Source organism: Oceanobacillus sp. FSL W7-1281, from assembly GCF_037969835.1.
Classification (GTDB): domain Bacteria; phylum Bacillota; class Bacilli; order Bacillales; family Amphibacillaceae; genus Oceanobacillus; species Oceanobacillus oncorhynchi.
The window spans coordinates 2870279-2895769 of record NZ_CP150214.1 but is presented as its reverse complement, the minus strand read 5'-3'; the positions used below and the strand labels follow the sequence as shown (position 1 = coordinate 2895769).

The window sequence follows — 25491 nt, the reverse complement described above, 5'->3', positions numbered from 1 at the left end:
ATGCTAAGAATGGTTAAAAACAGGAGTTTTTCCGGCAAATTCTCCATCTAAAAATAAAGTATAGAAGGAAAGCTTTATTTTTAGATAATGGAATTTTATTTTATCAGAATAAAGCATATTGAACAAAGGGGCGCGGTGTAATGAAAAATAGAGAGGATCATTTTCAAGTAAGAACAGACTTAGCTGTAGAAGCAAAGGATATGTATACGGAAAAGCAAGAAAATAAACAAAAGAAGGAAGTTGCGGGTGTCACATTTAAAGAAAGCACGATAAAGGATATAAATATTTCCTATGTGACGATTGATGAGGCAGGCGCTGAACAAATTGGGAAGAAGCCGGGGAACTATGTCACCATTCATACTGACGGTGTCAAAAAACAAGATACAGAGAAACAGCATCAAGCAGCGAAGATTTTAGCAAAAGAGCTGGAGGAATTAATGAGAAAGCAAGACTTGCCTGATCAGGCCTCTTGTCTGATTGTGGGGTTAGGGAATTGGAATGTAACCCCGGATGCTTTGGGTCCGATGACGGTAGAGAAAGTGCTGGTAACCAGTCATTTATTTCGTCTTCAGCCGGAATCCGTGGCAGAAGGATATAGCGAAGTAGCTGCGATTACACCGGGGGTGATGGGAGTGACAGGCATAGAAACCAGCGATGTGATTTTTGGGATTATCGAAAAATACCAGCCTGATTTCGTTATTGCCATTGATGCGCTTGCATCGAGATCTATCAGCAGAGTGAATGAAACCATTCAATTATCTGATACAGGTATACATCCAGGTTCAGGGGTTGGCAACAAGCGAAAAGAAATAAGCCGTCAGACGCTCGGAATACCTGTGATTGCTATTGGTGTGCCAACGGTGGTGGATGCAGTTACTATTACAAGTGATACCATCGATTACTTATTGAAACACTTCGGGAGAGAATGGAATGAAAGAGATGACCCATCTAAATCCTTAACTCCTGCTGGTATGAATTTCGGGTCGAAGCAGTTAACGGATGAGGACTTGCCTGATAAAGCACAGCGGGAAAAGCTGTTCGGCATTGTGGGCGGCCTGTCGGAGGAAGAAAAAAGACAGCTGATTATGGAAGTATTAACGCCGATTGGTCATAATTTAATGGTTACGCCTAAAGAGGTAGACGGCTTTATGATTGATATGGCTGAAGTGATAGCAAATGGGCTGAACGCTGCATTACATGAGACAGTAACGATTGATAATTTTTCAAGCTATTCCAGGTAGCCGTATGAAGCTTTAACATCCTCTATCAAGTCTATTTTTTTCTTTTTACACGGTTCTACTTTCTCTAGTTTACTCATAGGTTGGACTATAGAGTTATTAGAGAAAGGTGGCATCGTGTATTTTTATGAAAAAAAATAACTGGAGCAAAATGGTACAAACCTTTTCTCGACGAAGCGGTCTTTATATCGCCTTTTTTGTCAGTATATTTCTATTAATTAGTATATTAACGGCTGTACAGCCTGCCTATCGATTTTCATCAGATACGTTATCAAATTGGACGAAGGAAATGGACAGTGCGATTTTTTATCATTTGATTACAATGGAAAACCGTGCTTATAAGCAGAGTTTTCCGGAAGGGGAAGCAGAAATACCTCAATTATCCGGGGTGTTTCTTGAGCTTACGTCTAATGTGAAACCAACAGATCCCAGAAGCTTTTTTGGTAATGAAATTCCAGGTTTTTCGATATTTGACAATCAATTATTAATGGCAAGTGAAAATGATTTTACTCATTTTCCGATTGAGTCTAATCCCCCTTTGGAGGAAGTATTAAGGGAAAGGGAAGCGGTACTGACAGGCGAAGATGAGGAGGAAACAGAAGAGGCGGAAGAAACGGAGGAAGAAACAGAGGAAACGGAAAGTGAGCAAACAACTGGAGACAGAGATGTTGTTTTTATTTATAATACCCACAACAGAGAGTCGTTTTTACCGCATTTGCCAGATGAAACAGACCCCAATAGCGCCATGCATGGGGAGATTAATATCACAAATGTCAGTGATCGTTTAGCAGAAGGTCTTAAAAGGAAAGGAATTGGAACACAAGTAGATAATACAGATTTCGGGGAGCTCCTGAATGAAAGAGGAATGGGATATCATCAATCCTACGAAGTCTCTCGGGATATTGTTGCGGAAGCAGTGGCCGGCAATCAGGAGATTCAATATATGTTTGACCTTCATAGAGACGCCCTTCGCAGAGATAAGACGACAGAAACGATTGAAGGAGAAGATTATGCAAAGATTTTATTTGTTATCGGTACCGGGCACCCCGATTATGAAAGGAATCTGAAAGTAGCAACAGAGCTGCATGGGTTGATGGAAGAAGAATATCCGGGTTTAAGCCGGGGAGTGTTCCAAAAGGATGGATCAAGCGGGAATGGCGTTTACAACCAGGATATGGCAGAAAATGCATTATTGATTGAATTTGGCGGTGTAGATAACACGATGGAGGAGCTGTATCGTTCTGCTGATGCCTTAGCAGAAGTATTCAGCGACTATTATTGGGATGCCGAAGCCGTTCAGTCTGATGAATAAGTATGTGAATATTCTTATGTAAGGAGCGATTTGATGCGAAATATTATTATATTATTATTGCTCGTCATCTTTTTTCTGAGCGGACTCGTATTTGGAATGCAGAAGAATGAGACGGCTGAACAAACGGTATCCTCCGACACTCCTGCAGTTGAAGTGATAGAAGATGAAGCACCAGATAGAGAGGAACAGGAAGAAATCATCGTTGCAGAAACAGATGTACTAGAAGATGGAAATTATTCGTTGACCAACCGTACAGCAGCTACTATGGGAGGCATCGTCAAACAATTATTTGAAGTAATCGTCTCCATCATGTATGGAATAGGAGAGCTGTTTTTTTAATCAACACTTAAGTTAATCATTGAATCTCAAGGCGTCAATTGCTATAATCAATGCTAGTAATTGACGCCTTTTGTTATGGGAAGAAAATAGGGGCTACAGGAAAAACTTAGGAGTGTGCGTGAAATGACGAATAAAAAAAGAAAGGTCAGAAACTTTTCGATTATTGCCCATATCGATCATGGGAAGTCTACATTAGCTGATCGTATTCTTGAAAATACAGAAACCGTGACAAAACGTGAAATGAAAGACCAGCTGCTGGACGGAATGGATTTAGAGCGTGAACGTGGCATAACCATTAAACTGAATGCAGTACAATTAAAATATACAAACCAGGCTGGCGAAGAATTTATTTTTCATTTAATCGATACGCCAGGTCATGTCGATTTTACTTATGAGGTATCCAGAAGCTTGGCAGCCTGTGAAGGAGCGATTCTTGTCGTAGACGCAGCACAGGGAATTGAAGCGCAGACCTTGGCAAACGTTTATTTAGCGATGGAAAATGATTTAGAAATCATTCCGGTAATCAATAAAATTGATTTGCCGAGTGCAGATACAGAAAAAGTGAAAAAAGAACTGGAAGATGTATTAGGAATCGACGGCGATGAAGCAATCCTAGCCTCTGCCAAAGCAAATATAGGGATTGAGGAAATTCTGGAGCGTATAGCAGAGGTTGTTCCAGAGCCCCCTGGAGAGGCTGAGGATCCGTTAAGAGCGTTAATCTTTGACTCGCTGTATGATACTTACCGCGGGGTTATTGCTTACGTCTGTGTGAAGGAAGGCTCTGTTAAAGTCGGAGACAAAATTAAGATGATGGCTACCGGAAAAGAATTTGAAGTGAATGAAGTCGGGGTATTTACACCGAAGCAGTTTGCCAAAAAAGAGTTGACGGTCGGAGATGTTGGTTATTTAACTGCATCGATTAAAAATGTCGGAGATTCACGGGTCGGGGATACAATTACGTTGGCTGATCGACCTGCGGATACAGCGCTGCCTGGTTACCGCCGTCTGAATCCAATGGTATTCTGCGGACTTTATCCGGTAGATTCTAATGATTACAATGATTTAAGAGAAGCGTTAGAACGTTTAGAACTGAATGATTCTTCCCTGCAATACGAAGCAGAGACTTCTCAGGCGCTTGGTTTCGGCTACCGCTGCGGATTCTTGGGACTGCTCCATATGGAAATTGTCCAAGAGCGTATTGAAAGAGAATTTGGTATCAGTTTAATTACGACAGCTCCAAGTGTTATTTTTGAAGTAGAGCTGACGAATGGCGATGTATTTTCGGTTGATAACCCTTCCGAAATGCCAGATCCACAAGTAATTGAAGAAGTACGTGAACCATACGTAGAAGCTACAATTATGGTTCCGAATGATTACGTCGGAGCTGTGATGGAAATTGCCCAAAAGAAACGCGGGAATTTTGTAGATATGCAATATTTAGATGATATTCGTGTGAATGTGGTTTATCATATTCCGCTTTCGGAAATTGTATATGACTTCTTTGACCAGTTAAAATCACAGACAAAGGGATATGCTTCGTTTGATTATGAGCTGATCGGCTACCAGCCTTCCCGTCTTGTGAAAATGGATATATTGCTTAATGGCGATTCAATTGATGCGTTATCACTTGTTGTCCACCGCGACTTTGCGTATGAACGCGGAAAGCAGATCGTTGAAAAGCTGAAGACATTAATTCCAAGACAGCAATTTGAAGTGCCGATTCAAGCAGCAATCGGCAACAAGATTGTAGCTCGTTCTAATATCAAAGCGGTACGTAAGGATGTAACAGCAAAGCTTTACGGCGGAGATATTTCCCGAAAAAGAAAGCTTCTTGAAAAGCAAAAAGAAGGTAAAAAGCGTATGAAGATGGTAGGTTCTGTAGAAGTTCCCCAGGAAGCCTTTATGGCTGTCCTGAAGATGGATGAGGATTAACTTGCTGAAATAATCTATTGTCGCTATTTATTAATCCCGTTACCGTGTTTTTTGCCGGTTGCGGGATTTTTAAGCTGTAAATAGCCGCTGCGGAAAAATACGGCGCTTTCCATGGGCCCCGAGCTCATCTCCTTTAAAGAAGACTTGCTGATTGGCAAGAATATCGTGTTTTAATGACTAAGCGATGTTCTTGTTTTTTTATTAGGAGGCCACAAGCCTATTTTTCATTTACATTGCGAGAGGACATAAAGTATTATAAAATAACTTCAGAAATAACAACTGGTGTTTCTGAAGAGGAAAAGAAGCCAGAGTTACCTTATCTGTTTTTTTAACAAAGGAAGGAAGTTCAATCGATGCAAGTTCAGTCAGTATATATTCATATTCCTTTTTGCAAGCAGATCTGCCATTACTGTAATTTTGTAAAGTACTTTTACATGGAGACGAAGGCAGATGCCTTTATAGATGCTTTAATAAAAGAAATAGACACAGCTATTCCAGGAAGGAAAAATGTCTTTCGGACGATTTATATGGGCGGAGGAACGCCAACTGCTTTGTCGATGGAGCAATTGCAGAAGCTTTTTCAGTTTTTAAATGAAAAGTTTGACCTCTCCTCCTGTGAAGAATTTACAATCGAAATCAATCCGGGGGATATTGATACGGATAAAGCAAAATTACTTCACGGTTATGGCGTAAATCGGATTTCTTTTGGGGTTCAGGTAATGGATGATGAGATGCTTGAAAAAATCGGGCGTATGCATCGAGTGAAGGATGTTTATACAACAGTTGATATTCTTACACAGTCAAATTTCTCTAATATCAGCCTGGATTTAATTTATGCTCTCCCGGATCAAACCGTTGCCCACTTTGAAAAAACTTTAAAGGAAGCACTGCAATTCGGTCTGCCGCATTATTCAACCTATGCGCTGCAAATTGAACCGAAGACCGTGTTTTATCATAAACGGAGAAAAGGAGCCCTGCATCAGCCTCCAGAGGATGATGAAGTAGAAATGTATCAGCTGCTTCAGGAAAATATGAAAAAGCAGGGCGTCTATCAATATGAAATAAGTAATTTTGCCAAGCCGGGTTATGAGAGCAAGCATAATTTAACCTATTGGAATAATGATTATTATTTTGGTTTCGGAGCAGGGGCTCATGGTTATTTACCGGGAAAGCGCACGGCAAATTATAAACCATTGGGAATTTATATGAAGGAAATTAACCGAAGCGGTTCACCTGTCGAACATCTTGAAGAAATAACACTGCAGGACCGGATAGAAGAGGAATTATTTCTGCAGCTCCGAAAAGCAGAAGGGATTAATACAGAAGCATTCAGGGAAAGATATGGACTATCGCTGGATAAATTATATCAGGAAGAGTTACGTCAGTTAACAAACGATAAATTAGTAACTTACCACGACGGAAGCTATGTATTGACAAATAGAGGAATGCTTCTCGGGGACAGGGTTTTCCAGCAATTTTTATTATTGGAGAACTTTGATCAAAAAATAAAGGAAGCAAAAAGCCAAACGGTTTGACAAAAGAAATTGAATTTGATAATTTTATTATAGATTTAGCACTCAAAAGATGAGAGTGCTAACAGAGGTGATCATCATGTTAACAGATAGGCAACTTATGATATTGCAGGTGATTATTGATGATTTTATAGAATCTGCTAAACCGGTCGGCTCCAGGGCATTATCTAAAAAAGATACCCTGCCGTACAGTGCCGCAACCATTCGAAACGAGATGGCGGATTTAGAAGAATCGGGGTTTTTAGAAAAGACGCATACCTCTTCTGGACGTGTGCCTTCAGAAAAAGGATATCGTTATTATGTTGATCATTTAATTGGTCCTGAAATCCATCAGCATGGACTGGGTATCATTGAAAGGTTAACAAATAACGGGATATATGAGTTTGAACAGATTGTTCAGACGGCAGCAGAAGCCCTTTCTAAACTGACCAATTATACGTCCATCATACTTGGACCGGAAATGTTTGAAGCAACCGTAAAGCAGATTCAGGTATTAGCACTATCCGATCAATCAGCAGTAGCGATTTTAGTAACAAACACAGGTCATGTAGAGCACCGTTCTTTTACATTGCCAAAAGGAGTTTCATCATCTGATATCGAAAAGCTTGTCAATATTCTAAATGACCGTCTTCAGGGCGTTCCGCTTTATCGAATTCCTGAGGTGATTCAAAATGAAGTAGCTTCTCTGATGATGAAATATATGAATGGAGTAGATTCTTCCATCAATTGGATTCGTACGCTCTTCACGCAAGAGCAGGCGGTCAAGCTTTATTTTGGCGGGAAAGCCAATATTTTAATGCAGCCGGAATTTAATGATGTGGATCGCATTCGTTCCTTTTACTCCTTGATGGAGCGAGAGGATGAAATTGTAAATCTCTTGAAAAACTCCAATCAAGGTATTAAAGTTTCTATTGGCCATGAAAATGAAGTGGAAGAGATTAAAGACTTGAGTTTAATCACCGCCTCTTATCATATCGGCGGCGGTCAGATGGGTACCATTGCATTAATCGGGCCTACGAGAATGGAATACAGAAAAGTATTGTCCTTAATGGAAAGCATCTCCAAGGAAATGACTGGTGCAATGGGAAAATGGTATAGTGATAAATCATAAGGAAAACAAGTATTTTGGTTTTCTATCTATATCTTCTATGGTATAGTTTTTAATTGGAAATTAGAAAAGAGGTGCCTGAGTAGATGTCAGAGAATGAAAAAAAAGAAGAAGCACTGCAAGAAGAACAGGAAATTGTAGAAGAGACTGCTGAAGAAGCAGGTACAGATGCAGAAACTGCAGAGGAAAATGATGCGTCAGAAGCTCAAATAGAAGCACTGAAAAATGAAAAAGAAGAACTGGAAGGCCGCATGCTTCGTTTGCAGGCAGAGTTTGATAATTATAAAAGACGCACATTAAAAGAGCGTGAAGCAGATCGTAAATACAAAGCACAGGATATGGTTCAGGAATTGCTTCCTGTGATGGATAATTTCGAACGCGCGCTGCAAGTAGAAGTATCTGAAGAAAATAAGAGCATCCTTGAAGGAATTGATATGGTATATCGTCAATTAAAGGATGTATTTACGTCACAGGGTGTTTCTGTTATTGAAACAGAGGGTGCAGACTTTGACCCGAATGTACACCATGCAGTAATGCAGATTGAAGATGACTCTGTGGAAGCAAATAAAGTGGTGGAAGAACTGCAAAAAGGCTATCTCTTAAAAGATCGGGTTATCCGCCCTGCAATGGTAAAAGTGAATAAATAATAAAAAAGTGTCGCAGAAGTATTGAAGGAGGAAATGAAGAATGAGTAAAATTATCGGAATCGACTTAGGAACAACCAACTCATGTGTATCAGTGATGGAGGGCGGCGAAGCAGTCGTTATCCCTAACCCGGAAGGAAACCGTACAACCCCATCTGTTGTATCCTTTAAAAATGGAGAAAGACAAGTCGGCGAGGTTGCAAAACGTCAAGCAATTACCAACCCGGATACGGTGCAATCTATCAAACGTCATATTGGTACAGACTATAAAGTAACCATTGGCGAAAAAGATTATACACCACAAGAAATTTCAGCGATTATTCTGCAGCATATTAAATCCTATGCAGAAGATTATATCGGCGAAAGTGTAGATAAAGCAGTAATTACCGTTCCTGCTTACTTTAATGATGCAGAACGCCAAGCAACAAAAGATGCTGGTAAAATTGCTGGTCTTGAAGTAGAACGTATTATTAACGAACCAACTGCAGCAGCGCTTGCATATGGTATTGATAAAGAAGATCAAGATCAAACAATCCTTGTATATGACCTTGGCGGCGGTACCTTTGACGTATCTATCCTGGATATCGGCGACGGCACATTCGAAGTTGTTGCAACAGCCGGAGACAATCGTCTTGGCGGAGATGACTTTGATGAAGTCATCATCAAGCATATGGTAGAAGAGTTCAGAAAAGAAAATGGCATTGACCTTTCTAAAGATAAAATGGCTGTACAGCGCTTGAAAGATGCTGCTGAGAAAGCGAAGAAGGATTTATCCGGTGTGGCACAGACACAAATTTCACTGCCATTTATTACAGCAGGGGAAGCTGGTCCATTACACTTAGAAATGACTTTATCACGTGCGAAATTCGATGAGTTATCATCTGATTTAGTAGAACGTACAATGAAACCGACTCGCCGTGCACTTTCTGATGCAGGCTTGTCCAGCAAGGATATTCATAAAGTTATCTTAGTCGGCGGTTCTACACGTATTCCAGCTGTACAGGAAGCAATCAAGAAAGAATTAGGTCAAGATCCTTCTAAAGGTGTAAATCCGGATGAAGTTGTAGCACTTGGTGCAGCAATTCAAGGCGGTGTCCTTCAGGGAGACGTGAAAGACGTATTATTACTTGACGTAACTCCACTTTCTTTAGGTATTGAAACAATGGGCGCTGTGTTTACAAAACTGATCGAACGTAATACAACCATTCCGACAAGTGCATCACAAACATTCTCTACAGCAGCAGATAACCAAACTGCAGTAGATATTCATGTACTTCAAGGTGAGCGTGAAATGGCGGCAGATAACAAAACGCTTGGCCGTTTCCAATTAACGGATATTCCGCCAGCACCACGTGGAATGCCTCAAATCGAAGTATCCTTCGATATCGATGCGAACGGTATTGTTAATGTAAGAGCGAAAGATTTAGGAACAAATAAAGAACAATCCATTACGATCAAATCTTCTTCTGGTTTATCTGATGATGAAGTAGATAAAATGGTAAAAGAAGCAGAAGAAAATGCAGAAGCAGATAAAGCGCGCCGTGAAGAAGTAGAGCTTCGCAACCAGGCTGATCAGCTTGTATTTACAACAGATAAGACATTGAAAGACTTAGGTGATAAGGTTTCTGATGAAGATAAACAGCAGGCAGAAGCTGCAAGAGATGAATTGAAAGAAGCTTTAGAGACTAATGATCAAGAACAAATCAAAGCGAAAAAAGACGCTTTGGAAGAAAAAGTACAGCAGCTTTCTGCTAAGCTATATGAGCAGGTACAACAAGAAGCTCAAGAAGCGCAAGGAGCAGAAAATGCAGAAGGCCAGCAAGGCGACGACGTTGTTGATGCGGATTATACAGAAGTCGATGATGACGATAAAGAAAATAAATAATGAATAGCTGCTGAATAAAAGTCAAAGTCAGGATTCTCTTGGCTTTGGCTTTTTTACAGACAGGATAGAAGCAAGATAGTGCTTACAGGTAAATTGGTTTGAAGCTGATATTCATTGTTGCCATAGACAAATGAATGATGATATGATTAAACTTATGCAATCAGAGTATCGGGAGTGAATAATTTGGCAAAACGAGATTATTATGATGTCTTAGGTGTAGATAAAGGCGCCTCAAAAGATGAGATAAAGAAGAGCTACCGGAAACTGGCTCGTAAATATCATCCGGATGTAAATAAAGAAGAAGGCGCAGCAGAAAAATTTAAAGAAGCAAAAGAGGCTTATGAAGTATTAAGTGACGATCAGAAAAAAGCACAATATGATCAATTTGGGCATGCAGGCGCACAGGGTCAAGGCTTCGGAGGCTTTGGCGGCGGTGGCGGAGCTCAAGACTTCGGTGGTTTCAGCGATATTTTTGATATGTTTTTCGGGGGCGGCGGACGTTCACGTGATCCGAATGCGCCACAGCAGGGCGACGATTTACAATATACGCTGATTCTTGATTTTGAAGAAGCGATTTTCGGAAAAGAAACCGATATTGAAGTTCCAAAGGAAGAAGAATGTGATACGTGTCAAGGTTCGGGAGCCAAACCGGGAACAAAAGTAGACACATGCTCCCATTGTCACGGCTCTGGCCAATTAAATCAAGAACAAAATACGCCATTTGGCCGTGTTGTCAATCGCCGCGTGTGCCATTACTGTAATGGTACAGGAAAAATCATTCCTGAAAAATGTGAGACCTGCGGCGGTGCTGGAACAGTTAATAGAAAGAAAAAAATTCATATTGATATTCCAGCCGGTATCGATGAAGGGCAGCAAATCCGTGTAGCCGGCAAAGGAGACCCCGGGAAAAACGGCGGCCCGGCAGGTGATTTATTTGTTGTTATTCGTGTTCGTAAGCATGATTTCTTTGTCCGCGAAGGCGACCATATTTTCTGTGAACTGCCACTTACCTTTGCTCAAGCGGCATTAGGTGATGAAATTGAAGTGCCTACTGTCCATGGCAAGGTTAAACTACGAATTCCTGCCGGCACCCAGGCAGGGAAGACTTTCCGCTTAAAAGGAAAAGGGGCGCCAAATGTTCATGGCAGAGGCCAGGGCGACCAGCATATTAAAGTAAAAGTAATGACGCCGACTAATCTGTCAGACAAACAAAAAGATTTACTGCGTCAATTTAATGAATTAGGCGGAAATGAATCCACCGATGAACAAGAGGATAATATTTTCCAGCGTTTTCGTAAAGCGTTCAAAGGAGACTAATCAGAGTAGTCCTCCAGCTTGTAGTTTTGATGATATTTTCAGATAAGCAGGCTGGAGGCATCTCTATTTACATAGATATTTCAAAAGAACGGCGGTGTACAACATGAAATGGTCAGAGATTACAATTCTTACGACAAATGAAGCAGTGGAGCCTATTTCAAATATTTTGCATGAAACAGGTGCGAGCGGGTTAGTTATTGAAGATCCATTAGATTTAAAGCATTTTGAAGGGGAAGGCTTTGGAGAAATTGTGGAGCTTGATCCCGAAGATTATCCGGATGAGGGTGTCCGTATCAAGGCGTATCTGCCGATGAACAGCTTTTTAGGTGAAACGGTTGAAGAAATCAAACAGGCAATCAACCAATTACTGCTTTATGATATTGATTTAGGGAAAAACGAAGTAAGCCTAAGTGAGGTTCATGAAGAAGAATGGGCGAGTGCCTGGAAAAAGTACTATAAACCGGTTAAAATATCCAATCGGATTACAATCACTCCAACTTGGGAGGACTATCAGCCTGTCTCTACAGATGAATTAATTATTGAACTGGATCCGGGGATGGCTTTTGGAACAGGGACCCATCCTACAACTATATTAAGTATCCAAGGTTTAGAAGCATATGTGCAGCCTGATGATAAGATTATTGATGTGGGCTGTGGTTCAGGCGTCTTAAGCATTGCTTCAGTTAAACTAGGCGCTGAATCTGTACAGGCTTTTGATTTGGACGATATAGCTGTTAAAAGCACCAATTTGAACGTGAAACTAAACCACCTTCAAAATCAAGTGACAGCGAAACAGAATAATTTACTTGATGGGGTGGACAGTCAGGCTGATGTCATTGTCTCCAACATCCTTGCTGAAATTATTGTCCGTTTTGTAGAAGATGCTTATAAAAACCTTCGACCTGGTGGTCATTTTATCACTTCAGGAATTATTCAGAAGAAGAAACAATTGGTTCGTGACCGTCTGACAGAAGCTGGTTTTGAGATTATTTCTGTCAGCGAATTGGAAGATTGGGTTTCCATTGTTGCAAGGAAACCGGAATAAAAGCAGGTGATGGCAGGATGCAGCGCTATTTTATTTCGAAAGAACAAGTAGAAAATCAGACAATCAAGATTACTGGAGAAGACGTGCACCATATAGCCAGGGTGATGAGAAATAAGCCCGGCGATGAGATTATTTGCAATACGGATGACGGAAAATCAGCACTTTGTAAGATTGAAGAAATACATGAATCGGAAGTGCAGGCGGTCATCGAAAGCTGGTTGGATGAATCTGTTGAATTGCCAGTGGAAGTAAGTATTGCACAAGGAATTCCTAAGGGCGATAAATTTGAATGGATACTCCAAAAAGGAACAGAGCTGGGTGCAGCGAAATTTATTCCCTTTGCAGCGGATCGTTCCGTTGCTAAGTGGGATGAGCAAAAGTTTCATAAAAAAGCAAAACGATTCGGTAAAATTATAAAGGAAGCCAGCGAGCAGAGTCATCGCAACCAGATTCCTGAGCTGTCACAGGTGATGCAGTTAAAAACATTGATAAAAGAAAGTGAATCCTATCATGTAAAGCTGTTTGCATATGAAGAAGAGGCGAAGGGAGAGGCAGGAAATGCTTCTGCTTTTGCATCTGTATTGGATAACCTGTCTGATCATGATCGCATTCTGCTGGTAATTGGCCCAGAGGGCGGTATTTCTGCGGAAGAAGCTGCTATTATGAAAGACGCCGGATTCCAGCCAATTCGGCTTGGAAAGCGGATATTGCGTACCGAAACTGCGGCGTTATATGCGCTTGCCAGTATTTCCTATCATATGGAAGAATTAAGGAATAAGAATTAAAAGGTAAACCAGCCTCTTCGGTTGTTTTACCTTTTTTCTTATATATACATAATTTTAAGGCCGGCGATATGTTAATTCAGATAAGCTTCTATTATTTGCAGGACGCCGGATTCATCATTGGAAGGAGCTCTGTGTTTAGCGGTCTTTTGCACTTCCGGGCTGCAGGTTTCCATTGCATAGCTGTGTTCTGTTAGAGCCAGCATCTCTAAGTCATTGTTGGCATCTCCAAAGGCGAGCAATTCATGCGGGGAGATATTCCATCTGTCTAACAATATGTTTAATCCGTTTCCTTTGTTTACTCCGGGAATAATCATATCGATACTGCCATGGCCGCTGGAAACCGCCTGCATTTCTCCTTGAAAGGCTTGATTTAATTGAGAAACGATATGACTGGTTTGATTCACTTCTACATTTAAAGCGAATTTAACAAACGTATCATCCGGCAAAGAATCAAAATGCTCTACTTCTTCTAATTGATGATAATAATGCTTGGCAAATTTTTTGAAATCGTTGTCAGTGCTTTTTAAAATATATGCACTCTGTAATCCGCATAAAATAAGCTCTAATTGTTCAAAACTCTGTAAATAGTCCAATGCTTTTTGAACAAATTCATTCGGGAAGTTATCAATCGTCTCCAGTTTTGGAGGGTCATAGATAATCGCTCCATTTTCAGCAACAAAATAGATATCGTCTTCTTTTTCTGCAAAATAAGATTTTAATTGAGCGTATTGATTTCCGCTTGCAACAATAAATTTTATCTCTTTTTCTTGAAGCTGCTGAAAAATCCCGTCAAATCTTTTGCGGTCATAATTACTGCTGGAGTCTAAAAATGTTCCGTCCATATCCACTGCAATTGCCTTTATCATTGGTAAACCCCCATTGTTTTTGATAGTCTTGTATATACTGCTAGTTTATCATCAAACCATGGCATACTCACTTGATACACTCTGCAGCTTTGCGTTCATTTAATAAATCAACTATTGTGTTTGAAAGATTTGACAGGCGCACCAGGAAAATATAAAATTTTACTGTTTAAAGTCATTTGCCGTGACGCTGTTAGGAGTGAGAAGGATTGAATTTTGAAAGAGAAAAATCGATAGAGCATAATCCGACGGGATCTGCCCGGTTAGGATTAGCATTGCTGCTTGGTCTGCTTGCTTTTTTAGGGCCGCTTAATATCGATATGTATTTACCTAGTTTTCCTGAGATTGCACGAGATTTAGACACAAGCGCTACACTCGTACAGGCGAGTTTAACAGCATGTCTATTGGGCCTGGCAATCGGGCAATTATTTGCCGGTCCCATCAGTGACGCACAGGGCAGAAGAAAGCCGTTATTGATTGCTACGAGTCTGTTTGCGGTAGCATCCATACTATGTGCTTTTGCTCCAAATATTACCCTATTAATCGCCATGCGTTTTTTACAAGGACTGACTGCCTCTGCAGGGGTCGTTCTTTCCCGCGCAGTTGTACGCGATGTGTTCAGTGGACAGGCACTTACGAAGTTTTTTTCGTTATTGATGGTTATTAATGCGATTGCTCCCATGATCGCTCCGATGATAGGCGGTTTTATTCTGTCATTTGATTCGACCAGCTGGAAAAGTATCTTTTTCTTTTTAAGCGTGGTCGGACTGCTTACGGTTACCATTGTAGCGATAAAGCTTAAAGAGACCCTGCCGCCGCATAAGCGTATTCCAAGCTCAGCAGGAGCTTCGTTAAAAACAATGGGCAGTCTGCTGAAGGACCGTTCTTTTATCGGCTATGCCCTAGTCGTCGGTTTTATCCACGGGGGAAGCTTTGCTTATGTATCTGGAACGCCATTTGTTTATCAGGATATCTATGGGGTATCCCCGCAGGTGTTTAGTGTATTATTCGGCATCAATGGGCTGGCAATTATCACAGGCAGCTTTCTCATCGGACGCTTCAGCGGGATTATACCAGAAAAAACGATGCTTCAGGCAGCGGTTGTCATTGCACTCACGGTAACATCCTTATTGCTTATCATGACCATTATCGAAGGACCTTTAGCATTGATTGTTTTATTCATATTTATTTATATGATTACAATGGGAATGATATTGACAAGCACCTTTACATTAGGAATGTCCAAGCAGGATCATCGTGCAGGAAGTGCCAGCGCCGTTTTAGGAATGCTGCCATTACTGCTTGGTTCTATTTTTTCCCCGCTTGCAGGTATTAATGAGTCTTCAGCAGTTCCGATGGGGGCAATCATATTTACCACCACGCTCATCGGTTCTATTGTTTTCTTTACCCTTGTTAAAAAGGATGAGGTAAAGGGATAATTGAAGATTTAACTATCTGATGTGAACTAAAGGACTGACTGTGTCAATGATATATTACTTCATAATAAGGGAATCAAGAAGGAATATATGAGAAATAAAAAGAGATAAATACTGGCTTTCAAGCACTTTTGGCTTTCCCAGTGCGTTTATTTTTCAATTAATCTTTCGCCTTATCTTTGAACATAAAAATTGTTTTCGTATGCTGGATAGTAAGAAGTTCGCAGATCTTCCGACGAAAGATACAGTTTATCGCTTTTTAAACAAGTCTACTTTTAACTGGCGACGTTTCCTGCTTGGCTTCTTCTGTCATCTCGAAAGTATGCCATCATCGTCCTAAAGTATTTATCATCGATGATTCCTCTTATGACCGGGAATGGAAGCAAAAAAGTAGAATTATTAGCCCGGTGTTTTGATTATGCTTCTCAAAAGATGGGGTTTTATAAAGGATTCTGCATGTTGACTTTGGGTTGGTCCGATGGCGTAATTTTTATGCTTGCAGCCTTCTCTTTATTAAAATCGAAAAAGCATCAAGTCAACGGTGTTTCTAAAGATATCGATAAGCGCAGTTCCGGATATAAACGCCGTCAGGAAGGCTTACAAACTGCACCGGAACAAATTCTGGGTATGCTTCAGCGTGCCATGAATGCCGGGATAGATCCCTCTTATGTGTTGATGGATTTCTGGTTTACTCTACCACCCTCTGATCAAAGACATCAAAGAACAGGGTATTGATGTGATTGGTATGGTTAAAAATTTAAAACAACGTTATCTGGTAGATGGCAAACATGTCAGTTTATAAGAAGTTTATCGTCTGGCAAAATCGGCATTCGGCAAGAAAAGCATTCTTCGTTCCATTCACACCACATAAGCCAATGGTGTGCCTGTCAAAGTCGAATTTGTGCGTAATCGTAATAAAAGAGCGACTGGCTCGCTATTTTGAGTACAGATTGTACTTTTAGCAATCAAGAAATTATTCGTATCTATGGATGCGCTGGGGAGTCTTTTTCAAGACAACCAAATCGATTTTGAACCTACAAAAAGAGTTCCAAAGCCGTTCTTATGATTCCTTTATCAGTCATACCACGATTGTATTTACAAGGTATATCGTGCTTTCTTGGCAAAACCGTTGTAACACGGATGATCGAACACTCGGCGGTCTATTTTATGAATTATGTGATGAAATTGATGAACTGGATTGGGCTGTTGCTTTACAGCAATTAATCGAGATTCTTGATGATGTCCTCCAGCATACCAATAAAGCAATACAAAAATTAATCAAAAATCAAGTACAGTAATGAGTGGCAGGTTTACTTAACTATATCAAGGGTTACATGTCTATTTCAGTGTGCGAAAGTTGAGTTAAAAACAAAAAAATCCTTTTTTAAGATGAATCTCTAGAGATTTTTTCTATATTTAAACATTACTGATAGCGTTTCCAAATAAAGAATGATAACATATAAGGAAGAAAGGATTAATTTCCTTGTAATTTGTATTAAAGGAGTGATATTTTTTTCTTAGTCTTGTAGATGCTATGCCGCATACAAAAAAGTAAAGGATGATTAAAATGAAAAAAGTAGGAATGTTGTTTTTTCTGACGTTTTTGTTGTTACTGTTCTTTACGGGAAATGTATTAGCAGCAGAATCAAGTGATAGTTTGGCTAAAGAAGAAATTAAGATGAATGAGTCGATATCGTACGATGGAGAATCGGAAGAAAAAATCAAAATGTCGCACCTATAATACAAAGGGATTCTGAAAATAATGTATCCTTACCGTCTGAAGGGACAGGCAATACCTCGCATACATTAATTGAGGATGATTTATCTGATGTTACTGAAGGAACTTACGATAATTATAGTATTATAGGTCCCGATCAAAGAACTCGTATAACTAATACTACTGCTTTTCCTAATAGAGCTGTTGTAAGTTTAGTAATACAATTCCCAAATGAGCCAAATAATTTAATTGGTTGTTCGTGTTTTTTAGTAAATGAGGATACTGTTATAACTGCGGGACATTGTGTTTATGACCATGGAAAAGGAGGCTGGGATGAAGAAGTGACCTCTTTACCCGGCAGAAATGAAAATGCAGTCCCATATGGTAGTTATGGATTTGAAACGTTGTATACAGTTACTGGGTGGAGAGCAGATCAAAAACTCAGAATATGACTATGGAGCTATTAAACTAGCAGGAGCTCCAGGAAACGATACTGGATGGTTTGGATAGTACTACAAATGCAGAATCAAATCCATCGGGGCTAACTTTTAATGTTACTGGATATCCTTGTGACAAACCAAATGGTACTATGTGGACAGATTCTGGAACTATTCTTTCTGTGACTGACAAACAATTAGGATATGATGCAGACACATATGGTTGTCAAAGCGGATCACCTGTTCACAGAAATTATTCAGATACTGGTCATACTGCAATAGCCATCCATGCTTATGGAGTAGGTGGAACTAATCCCCCTTTAAATAGAGGAACACGTATAACACAAGATGTATTTGATAATATTCAATATTGGAGTAATGAGTAATTGATTCGTTTGTTAAGCTGTCTAACTATTTTTTTTTTTTTTTCTAGTCTTATTTGGTTGTCAACAAGAAGAATCCTCAAACGAGGCTAATTTACAGTCGAGTAGTTTTTATTATTTTAAATAAGGATCAGTCACCAGTAGAAAATTTTACTATAACTATTGTACAAACAAGCGAGCCTTCTCCAGATATAGGTGTAAAACCAAAACCTACTGATGTTAATGGTAGGACTGAAATGGAATTAGCAGAAGGAGAGACTTATGAAGCTGCTCTTGTTATAAGTGACTATACAACTCAATATGAAGAATTTACTGTTTCAGAGGATAAAAAAGATAATGAATTTACGTTTATCCTTGAGAATTAATAAAATACAGTCGGTATTTTATTATGATTTTTGAAAAGAGGCTGGGACAAAACCCAGTAAAAATAGGCTATTGAGAAACCTTCGACAGTCTATTTTTATGTCCAATAGGCCGTAATTATTTGGTATAATAGAAGTACCAAACAAAGACGGTGATGAGCTTGTTTCATACGAGAAAACGCACGCAAAACGAAATGGAATTTGTTTGCTTAGAAGACTTAGTTCCCCAAGACTATTTATTACGAAAAATAGATAAATACATTGATTCCTCTTTTATTATTGAAAAGTAAAACCTTATTATTGTGAAGATAATGGTCGTCCTACTCTAGATCCCCTTATTTTATTCAAAATGATGTTTGTTGGGTATTTTTTTGGCATTTGTTCGGAACGCCAATTTGAAAAAGAAATTCAAACAAATAATGCTTACCGCTGGTTTCTAGGTTTAAAACTGACCGATCCAGTTCCCCATCATTCTACCATCAGCTGGAATCGTCGAACTCGTTTTAAAGATACGGAGATTTTTCAAGAAATTTTTGATGAAATTGTTCTCCAGGCAATCAATCACCGTATGGTTGGAGGAAGAGTCCTTTTTACGGATTCCACTCATTTGAAAGCGAATGCCAATAAACATAAATTTAGCCGGAAAGAAGTCGAAGTGGAAACACGAGGCTACATAGAAGAACTAAACCAGGCCATTCAAGAGGATTGGAAACAGAATGGGAAAAAGCCCCTAAAAGATAGAGAGGAAGTGAAACAAGTCAAAACCATTCGAAAAAGTAAAACAGATCCGGAAAGTGGTTTTATGTCCCGAGACCACAAACAAGAAATGTTCTGTTACTTAGATCATCGAACCACAGATGTGAAATATAATATTATTACAGACGCCTATGTCACTCCGAGAAATGTACATGATTCGGTTCCTTATTTGGAACGGTAAGACCGGCAGATCAAACGGTTTGATTTTATCGTGGAAGCAGTAGCTTTATACTCGGGGTATTTAACGAATCCAATCTGTAAGGGGTTAGCTGATCGGAGTATATTTGGTGGCATCGCTCACCGTCGCTATCACCCAACGAAAGGATTATTTCCGAAGTGGAAATTTCGTTATGATGAAGACCGAGATAGTTATACTTGTCCGAATAGAGAAGAATTGCCATCTGCCTATCCAAGCAAGGGTAGATAGATGGGAGTTTATTTCCGTGATATATCTTGTTTTTCTCTTGTTTTTTTAAAACCATATAAAAAAGCTTGTAGAGAAAGTATGGTATTTTCTCTACAAGCTGACCACTAGTGTGAACTGGTGGTTTTGATTGTAAACTAATATTTAACAAATTAGTAGATTGATTCCTTGAAGGTGTGCCCTGTTATTTATCAAGTAAGGTGGTTATTCCGAATTCATCACTCTTGGCTTTGTTTCTTTTTGTGATTGAAAGCGAAATTTATAGAAGGTAGTGAAAAAATAAGCCTTTTACGACTCTATCCCTATCAATAGCGTACCAAAGGAAATCAATTCTAAGATCTGTTGGCGAGGCCTAGACCCAATAGTCATTAAGCTAACAAAGATGAGACCTTGTAGAGCCCCTCTTTTGTTAACTTGATAGTATGCTATGAATCCAGACCTCTTCCATCAAATACTAAAAATCGGGTGTTACAGTCAACGGTAAGCAGCTTTGCTATGGTTCTTATTATTGTTATTTAAAAAGCTGTTGTATTATTAATGGCTCTTGTCTCAGCAGAAAGTGGCTCTATTTCTCTCAATCGGTGGTAAAAAAGACCGCTCAAGTGGTTAAAAATCGTCCGCTGTATTCATTTTGTATTCTATTTCTAATTATTTATGATATCATTAAATACGGATAACTAAAATTAATTGTAAATGAAATGAAAGGATGATATATAAATGGCTGAAAAATTGCCAAAAACAGTGAGCTTCCATACGCTTGGCTGACCCCTAGTAAACTCACTTATGATTGCTACAGGAGTTCGTAGTGACAAGACTTAGAAGGGTGGGGGAAATCACTCTAAAACGTCCTTTTTAGTGACTTTTTTCTTTTAAATAATAACAAATAGCTACCAGGAAATTTAACCTCCTTAGATATTTCATAACAGTTCTTCTTTCTTGGCTTGATGGATAGCTTGATGAAAATCAAACGCACCAATAAAAAATAATCAATTGTTATTTTTGGAGCTTTTGATTTCTTACATTTCGCTGACATGAAAATCTTGTCAATAAATTCTCTTACAATTGCTGCGTCTAACTTTTTCAGTTTAGGACATTTTCTAACCATGCTTACAAACATACGGCGTCCTCTCTTGCTCTCGTTTCTCTATTTTTTTGCAATTGATCAAATGCGACTTATAAATTTTCTTGTTTTTTCTCATACTCACCAGAAATTTCATAAATTGGTCATCACTTACTTTTCCCGAAATATCATCCTCCATATAACTGTTAAAGATAACATTATCCAGTTCAGCGACACGTTTTTTCGTTGTAATAGCATGTCTGGTATTTTGGCAACCTTTTTCTTTTTCAGTCGGTATAAGTTTAAGCGTATTAAGAAAAACTTTGTAGCAAATTTCTGGGAAACACTTTAGGGTGTATCTTCGGTGAGGAAAAGAAAGCAATTAACTACAAGTGAACTGCTGGGGTGGAATCGGTTAATAGGGGATTAAAGCTTTTATATCTTTTCTATTAGCATATATTGTATCTTTGCTATAATTATAGAGAAGAGATTTATAGGAGGCTAAATAATTTTGAACCTACCAGTTAAACAGCATATTGTACCTAAAACATATTTGAAACAATTTACTTTAAACGATAAAAATATATGGCTATTTCAGAAGGATACAAAGCGTTACAGAGAACAGAATATTAATAAAGTTCCAATAATAAAAGATTTCTATACTGTTACTAAGCATGAAGAAGATTATGATGAGAAACTTTATGATTTTGAATACTTTCTGGCAAATGATATTGAGCCAGTTTATCAACCTTATATTGAGAAGTTACAGCGTGGAGAATTTTTGACTGAGTTAGAGAAGAAGCATTTTGCTTATTTCGTATCTTCTCAAAAGTTAAGAACAGTAAGTATGAAGAATAAAATACTAACAGAAATTGAAAGAGCTTTTAGATATGGTGAAGCTGGTGAATGGTTTGACAAAACTTCAGTTGAACAATTTACTCATCATTTTTATGAAGATGGCGAGGAAATAACATACGAAGAATTTCTTGAAAAGTTGGATAGTAATCTTCATGATATTCCGTTAGATGTTAGCAAAGATTGCTTTATACAATTTCTACCCGAGAAAATAATGGAATTTGCTGAAACACTGGCATCTCAGAATTGGAATTATCTTAGAGCACCTAAAGGTAGATACTTTATTACCTCTGACAATTCTGTTATTTTAGATAATGAGATAGAAGATTCTACCTTTCCCTTTAAAGGTGGTTTTTTCCCGTTAACTACACAATTAGCACTCAATATAAATTCATCAGAAGAAAAATTTAGGGTACTAGGTGCCAAGGAGATAAGAAAAGTTAATCAGCAAATAATAAAACATTCCGATAGATTTGTATTCTCTCATAATGAAGGTATTCTAAGAGGTATTAATAAAAAATCTTCTCATCTCCTTTAAGTCTCTGGGCTTTGCTTATTCCATTGAAAGCACAATTACTGCTAAGAAATCAATACTGGTGGATGACCGGTGCTTCAAGAAATGAAGTAAAAGTTTTAATTGAAAAAAATCTGCATATTTGAAGGAAATGTGATGACAAAAATAACAATGCCGTAGACTGGCCACGCCTGGTATCATGTCTGAGCAATTCGGAGACTCGATCAAGCAAAGGAGCAAGTTCTCAACCATAGTGCACCGTTACCCGTCAGTTCGATAAAGAAGAATCTTTTTCAGCTCTGAGGAGCCATCATCATCAGTCTTTTTGGAGTGATTCACCTTTCGCTAAGATATCGCTATTCCACAATCAGATGGTGATACTTGCAGAACCTTCACAGCGGCTATATCGGATACTATATAGTCGCTTTGACTATTCCTTTTCGTTCGAGTAAAAGTAATAGTTGCAATTTGGAAGCTTCTTTATCGCTTCCATCGCTTTAATAGTCCTCCTGTGAATCTGGTGGCGTAATTACAAATCACGAAAAAAGACCTTTGTCTTTTACGGGGTTGCAGTCACATTATGTGCTATAGGAGCTATCTACCTTGGCACCCAGGAAGGATCAATGGGGATTCTGATAGCCTCTACCTGGGACACGGCAGTATTAGAGGTATTATTCTAACAATGGCTGTCTTAGCATCACCTGTCCGTAGGCGGGAATCACGCATGTCCGACCACCGCATACCAGCGCCTATCTCACATGAGGATGTCAACGACTTTCCTTTGAGCACATCCAAGCCTCCATGGATGAACGCCGACGAGTGTTAGAGGTTCTCTCGGATCGGGGGTTACTTCCTAACGTCGACTGTTGTCCGCTAGGAGCATTGTCAGATAACAGTTAAAAAAGATATCGATAATGAACGATAAGAATATAATGACAGGCTCTATAGACTAGATGTTGCAGAAAAGGATATTCCATAGTAATGTTAAATTTTGAATCTAAATAGGGCATTTTAGAGAGACTAAAATCCCAACCTAAAATGCCTTTTACTGCTTTTTTCCTTTATAATAATACCGAATAGATACTGATACACCACGTCTTTCTACTAGTCCTTTTTCAATTAATTCATTTAATAATTCAGTAGTTGCAACTCTATTTAAGTTTGTAAGATTTTGAAGGTCTATCCTTTTTGCAGAACCGTGTTCTTTTAAATATTGAAGAATCGTGCCCTCAAAAGTTTTGTAATATAACCTTTGCTTGCTTCTGTTTTTTTGCTTTTCAATAGGCTTGTAAGCAAATTCATGAGTAATCCCATTTTTAAAAGTTATAGAAGTAACATTTTTATCAATGATAATGACTTTTTCAATAATAGAGCTAAAGAAATCTTCAAGCAATTCTATACCAACTGTATCCAGCAAGTATCTATAATCACTGTCCCGACTACGATATATTTTCTTGAGTTAATAAAAATTCTTTTGCCTCTTCCATCCATGAATTATCAACATCTGATTCTGATGAACTTGAAGATTGATATAAGCTATTAATCTCCTCGTCTATTGCTTCAAGTGAACTAAATAATTTATTTTTTTTAAATACATATTCTTTTTGTCCCATAGCTTCTTCACCGAATAAATACAAATCTTCCAGCCTTTCAAGTGCCGTCTCATATTTAGATTTAGATTTCTTTAATTGTTGAATATCTAATGTACTGTATTGGTCATTACCTTTTGACGCATAACTGTATGAAAGTTTTTTAAATCCTTGCAGAAACATTTCGCGAGTTGTCTGTAAAGCTTGACGTTCTATACCCAAAATATCTATAAAAGGATTTCCACGTAGTAAAAGCCTTTCAATATCCCTTAATGTATGTTTGGGCGTGATTTTATCTTGTAATCGAATAAGGTTAGACACATAATTTAGCATAAAGGGCAGCAGGTCGATGTCACTTATAAAACTATTACAATTATGTCCTTTTGCACGAGTTTCATTAGTAGAACAGGTGTAGCGAGAAGGGCGGTATCCATCTTTTCTAGGACTATCTAAAGCTGCAAAAAGCATTTTACCACACTGACCACAATATAATTTTTTACTGAATATATGCTCGTGTTTATTTTCTCGTTGAACATGAAGATTTCCTTTATAATTACCATCCAGTATTTTACCAACTCGTATAAACTGTTCTTTACTCAACTTTCGCACACTGAAATAGACATGTAACCCTTGATATAGTTAGGTAAACCTGCCACCCATTGCTGTACTTGATTTTTGATTAATTTTTGTATTGCTTTATTGGTATGCTGGAGGACATCATCAAGAATCTCGATTAATTGCTGTAAAGCAACAGCCCAATCCAGTTCATCAATTTCATCACATAATTCATAAAATAGACCGCCGAGTGTTCGATCATCCGTGTTACAACGGTTTTGCCAAGAAAGCACGATATACCTTGTAAATACAATCGTGGTATGACTGATAAAGGAATCATAAGAACGGCTTTGGAACTCTTTTTGTAGGTTCAAAATCGATTTGGTTGTCTTGAAAAAGACTCCCCAGCGCATCCATAGATACGAATAATTTCTTGATTGCTAAAAGTACAATCTGTACTCAAAATAGCGAGCCAGTCGCTCTTTTATTACGATTACGCACAAATTCGACTTTGACAGGCACACCGTTGGCTTGTGTGGTGTGAATGGAACGAAGAATGCTTTTCTTGCCGAATGCCGGTTTTGCCAGACGATAAAGTTCTTTTAAACTGACATGTTTGCCATCTACCAGATAACGTTGTTTTAAATTTTTAACCATGCCAACCACATCAAGTCCTTGTTCTTTGATGTCTTTGATCAGAGGCGGTTGGGTAAACCAGGAATCCATTAACACATAAGAAGCATCTATCCCGGCATTCATGGCACGCTGAAGCATACCCGGAATTTGTTCCGGTGCGGTTTGTAAGGCTTCCTGGCGACGTTTATATCCAGAACTGCGCTTATCGATGTCTTTAGAAATACCATTGATCTGATGCTTTTTCGAACTTAATAAAGAGAAGTCTACAGGCATAAAAGTTGCGCCATCGGACCATCCCAAAGTTAACATGCGGAACCCTTTATAAAACCTCATCTTTTGAGAAGCATGATCAAAACACCGGGCTAATAACTCTACTTTTTTGCTTCTATTCCGGTCATAAGAGGAATCATCGATGATAAATACTTTAGGACGACGATGACTCGTAAAGGCAGATACTTTTGAAATGACAGAAGAAGCCAAGGCAAGCAGAAAACGCCGCCAGTTAAAAGTAGACTTGTTTAAAAAGCGATAAACCGTATCTTTCGCCGGAAGATCTGCGGACTTCTTACTATCCAGCATACGAAACCAATTTTTATGTTCAAAGATGAGACGAAAGATTAATTGAAAAATAATAGCACTAGAAATGCCAAAAGACTTGGTAATTCCAGCGTTACGCAAATGTTTTAGAACACCTAATTCTTTAAATACAGATTTTATTTCAGTTGGCAGTTGCTTATTCGGGTCATTATTCGCTATCATGGTAGGAG

19 protein-coding genes and 4 pseudogenes are annotated in these 25491 nt (G+C 38.8%); 18 read left to right on the top strand and 5 right to left on the bottom strand.

Annotated features, from left to right (window positions below; all coding sequences use genetic code 11):
* Positions 1 to 140 precede the first annotated feature (140 nt).
* From gpr to MKX55_RS14320, 11 genes are all read left to right on the top strand, one after another.
* Positions 141 to 1241: a GPR endopeptidase gene (gene gpr, locus MKX55_RS14370; RefSeq protein ID WP_339233324.1), complete on the top strand. Its 1101-nt coding sequence runs from the start codon at positions 141 to 143 to the stop codon at positions 1239 to 1241.
* Between the two features lie 124 nt (positions 1242 to 1365).
* A complete protein-coding gene (locus tag MKX55_RS14365) occupies positions 1366 to 2550 on the top strand; it encodes a stage II sporulation protein P (RefSeq protein ID WP_339233322.1) in 1185 nt (394 codons plus the stop codon).
* A gap of 33 nt (positions 2551 to 2583) precedes the next feature.
* Positions 2584 to 2889: a hypothetical protein gene (locus MKX55_RS14360; RefSeq protein ID WP_339178044.1), complete on the top strand. Its 306-nt coding sequence runs from the start codon at positions 2584 to 2586 to the stop codon at positions 2887 to 2889.
* A 123-nt stretch (positions 2890 to 3012) separates the two neighbouring features.
* Entirely contained in the window at positions 3013 to 4821 is a 1809-nt protein-coding gene (lepA, locus tag MKX55_RS14355; protein ID WP_339233321.1) for a translation elongation factor 4, read from the top strand.
* Positions 4822 to 5174: 353 nt separating this feature from the next.
* A complete protein-coding gene (gene hemW, locus MKX55_RS14350) occupies positions 5175 to 6356 on the top strand; it encodes a radical SAM family heme chaperone HemW (RefSeq protein WP_339233320.1) in 1182 nt (393 codons plus the stop codon).
* Positions 6357 to 6432: 76 nt separating this feature from the next.
* Positions 6433 to 7464: a heat-inducible transcriptional repressor HrcA gene (hrcA, locus tag MKX55_RS14345; RefSeq protein WP_339178039.1), complete on the top strand. Its 1032-nt coding sequence runs from the start codon at positions 6433 to 6435 to the stop codon at positions 7462 to 7464.
* Between the two features lie 83 nt (positions 7465 to 7547).
* Positions 7548 to 8108 (top strand): nucleotide exchange factor GrpE, encoded by a 561-nt coding sequence (grpE, locus tag MKX55_RS14340; protein ID WP_339233318.1) that lies wholly within the window; start codon positions 7548 to 7550, stop codon positions 8106 to 8108.
* A gap of 40 nt (positions 8109 to 8148) precedes the next feature.
* Positions 8149 to 9990, top strand: coding sequence for a molecular chaperone DnaK (dnaK, locus tag MKX55_RS14335; protein ID WP_339178034.1), 1842 nt, complete (start codon positions 8149 to 8151; stop codon positions 9988 to 9990).
* Positions 9991 to 10173: 183 nt separating this feature from the next.
* Positions 10174 to 11307: a molecular chaperone DnaJ gene (dnaJ, locus tag MKX55_RS14330; protein ID WP_339233316.1), complete on the top strand. Its 1134-nt coding sequence runs from the start codon at positions 10174 to 10176 to the stop codon at positions 11305 to 11307.
* Between the two features lie 103 nt (positions 11308 to 11410).
* Positions 11411 to 12352: a 50S ribosomal protein L11 methyltransferase gene (prmA, locus tag MKX55_RS14325; RefSeq protein ID WP_339178031.1), complete on the top strand. Its 942-nt coding sequence runs from the start codon at positions 11411 to 11413 to the stop codon at positions 12350 to 12352.
* Between the two features lie 17 nt (positions 12353 to 12369).
* Complete coding sequence (locus MKX55_RS14320) at positions 12370 to 13137, top strand: 16S rRNA (uracil(1498)-N(3))-methyltransferase (RefSeq protein WP_339178028.1); 768 nt, start codon at positions 12370 to 12372, stop codon at positions 13135 to 13137.
* A gap of 71 nt (positions 13138 to 13208) precedes the next feature.
* Here the strand turns inward: MKX55_RS14320 and MKX55_RS14315 are convergent, their stop codons facing one another.
* Positions 13209 to 14003: a Cof-type HAD-IIB family hydrolase gene (locus tag MKX55_RS14315; protein ID WP_339233315.1), complete on the bottom strand. Its 795-nt coding sequence runs from the start codon at positions 14001 to 14003 to the stop codon at positions 13209 to 13211.
* A gap of 230 nt (positions 14004 to 14233) precedes the next feature.
* Between MKX55_RS14315 and MKX55_RS14310 the strand changes: the two genes are divergently transcribed.
* From MKX55_RS14310 to MKX55_RS14285, 6 genes and pseudogenes are all read left to right on the top strand, one after another.
* Positions 14234 to 15439 carry a Bcr/CflA family efflux MFS transporter gene (locus MKX55_RS14310; protein WP_339238537.1) on the top strand — a complete coding sequence of 402 codons (1206 nt, stop codon included), beginning with the start codon at positions 14234 to 14236 and terminating at the stop codon, positions 15437 to 15439.
* Between the two features lie 124 nt (positions 15440 to 15563).
* Positions 15564 to 16734: pseudogene (locus tag MKX55_RS14305) on the top strand (transposase); the annotation flags it as partial.
* A 269-nt stretch (positions 16735 to 17003) separates the two neighbouring features.
* Positions 17004 to 17177, top strand: coding sequence for a hypothetical protein (locus MKX55_RS14300; protein ID WP_339233314.1), 174 nt, complete (start codon positions 17004 to 17006; stop codon positions 17175 to 17177).
* A 478-nt stretch (positions 17178 to 17655) separates the two neighbouring features.
* A complete protein-coding gene (locus tag MKX55_RS14295) occupies positions 17656 to 17976 on the top strand; it encodes a hypothetical protein (RefSeq protein WP_339233312.1) in 321 nt (106 codons plus the stop codon).
* 53 nt (positions 17977 to 18029) lie between these two features.
* Positions 18030 to 18338 carry a DUF2606 family protein gene (locus MKX55_RS14290; protein WP_339233311.1) on the top strand — a complete coding sequence of 103 codons (309 nt, stop codon included), beginning with the start codon at positions 18030 to 18032 and terminating at the stop codon, positions 18336 to 18338.
* Between the two features lie 152 nt (positions 18339 to 18490).
* Positions 18491 to 19491, top strand: a pseudogene (locus MKX55_RS14285) (IS1182 family transposase); the annotation flags it as partial.
* 862 nt (positions 19492 to 20353) lie between these two features.
* On the opposite strand, the pseudogene MKX55_RS14280 reads toward MKX55_RS14285, so the two are convergent.
* Positions 20354 to 20641 (bottom strand): annotated as a pseudogene (locus MKX55_RS14280) (DUF4368 domain-containing protein); the annotation flags it as partial.
* Between the two features lie 445 nt (positions 20642 to 21086).
* Between MKX55_RS14280 and MKX55_RS14275 the strand changes: the two are divergent.
* Positions 21087 to 21968: a DUF4238 domain-containing protein gene (locus MKX55_RS14275; RefSeq protein WP_339233309.1), complete on the top strand. Its 882-nt coding sequence runs from the start codon at positions 21087 to 21089 to the stop codon at positions 21966 to 21968.
* Positions 21969 to 22989: 1021 nt separating this feature from the next.
* Here the strand turns inward: MKX55_RS14275 and MKX55_RS14270 are convergent.
* The 3 genes and pseudogenes from MKX55_RS14270 to MKX55_RS14260 all read right to left on the bottom strand — a co-directional run bounded on the left by MKX55_RS14270 (position 22990) and on the right by MKX55_RS14260 (position 25483).
* Positions 22990 to 23361: a MarR family transcriptional regulator gene (locus MKX55_RS14270; RefSeq protein ID WP_339233307.1), complete on the bottom strand. Its 372-nt coding sequence runs from the start codon at positions 23359 to 23361 to the stop codon at positions 22990 to 22992.
* Positions 23362 to 23383: 22 nt separating this feature from the next.
* Complete coding sequence (locus tag MKX55_RS14265; RefSeq protein ID WP_339233306.1) at positions 23384 to 24133, bottom strand: zinc ribbon domain-containing protein; 750 nt, start codon at positions 24131 to 24133, stop codon at positions 23384 to 23386.
* Positions 24130 to 25483: pseudogene (locus tag MKX55_RS14260) on the bottom strand (transposase). The gene MKX55_RS14265 and the pseudogene MKX55_RS14260 overlap by 4 nt, the downstream one beginning before the upstream one ends.
* Positions 25484 to 25491 lie beyond the last annotated feature (8 nt).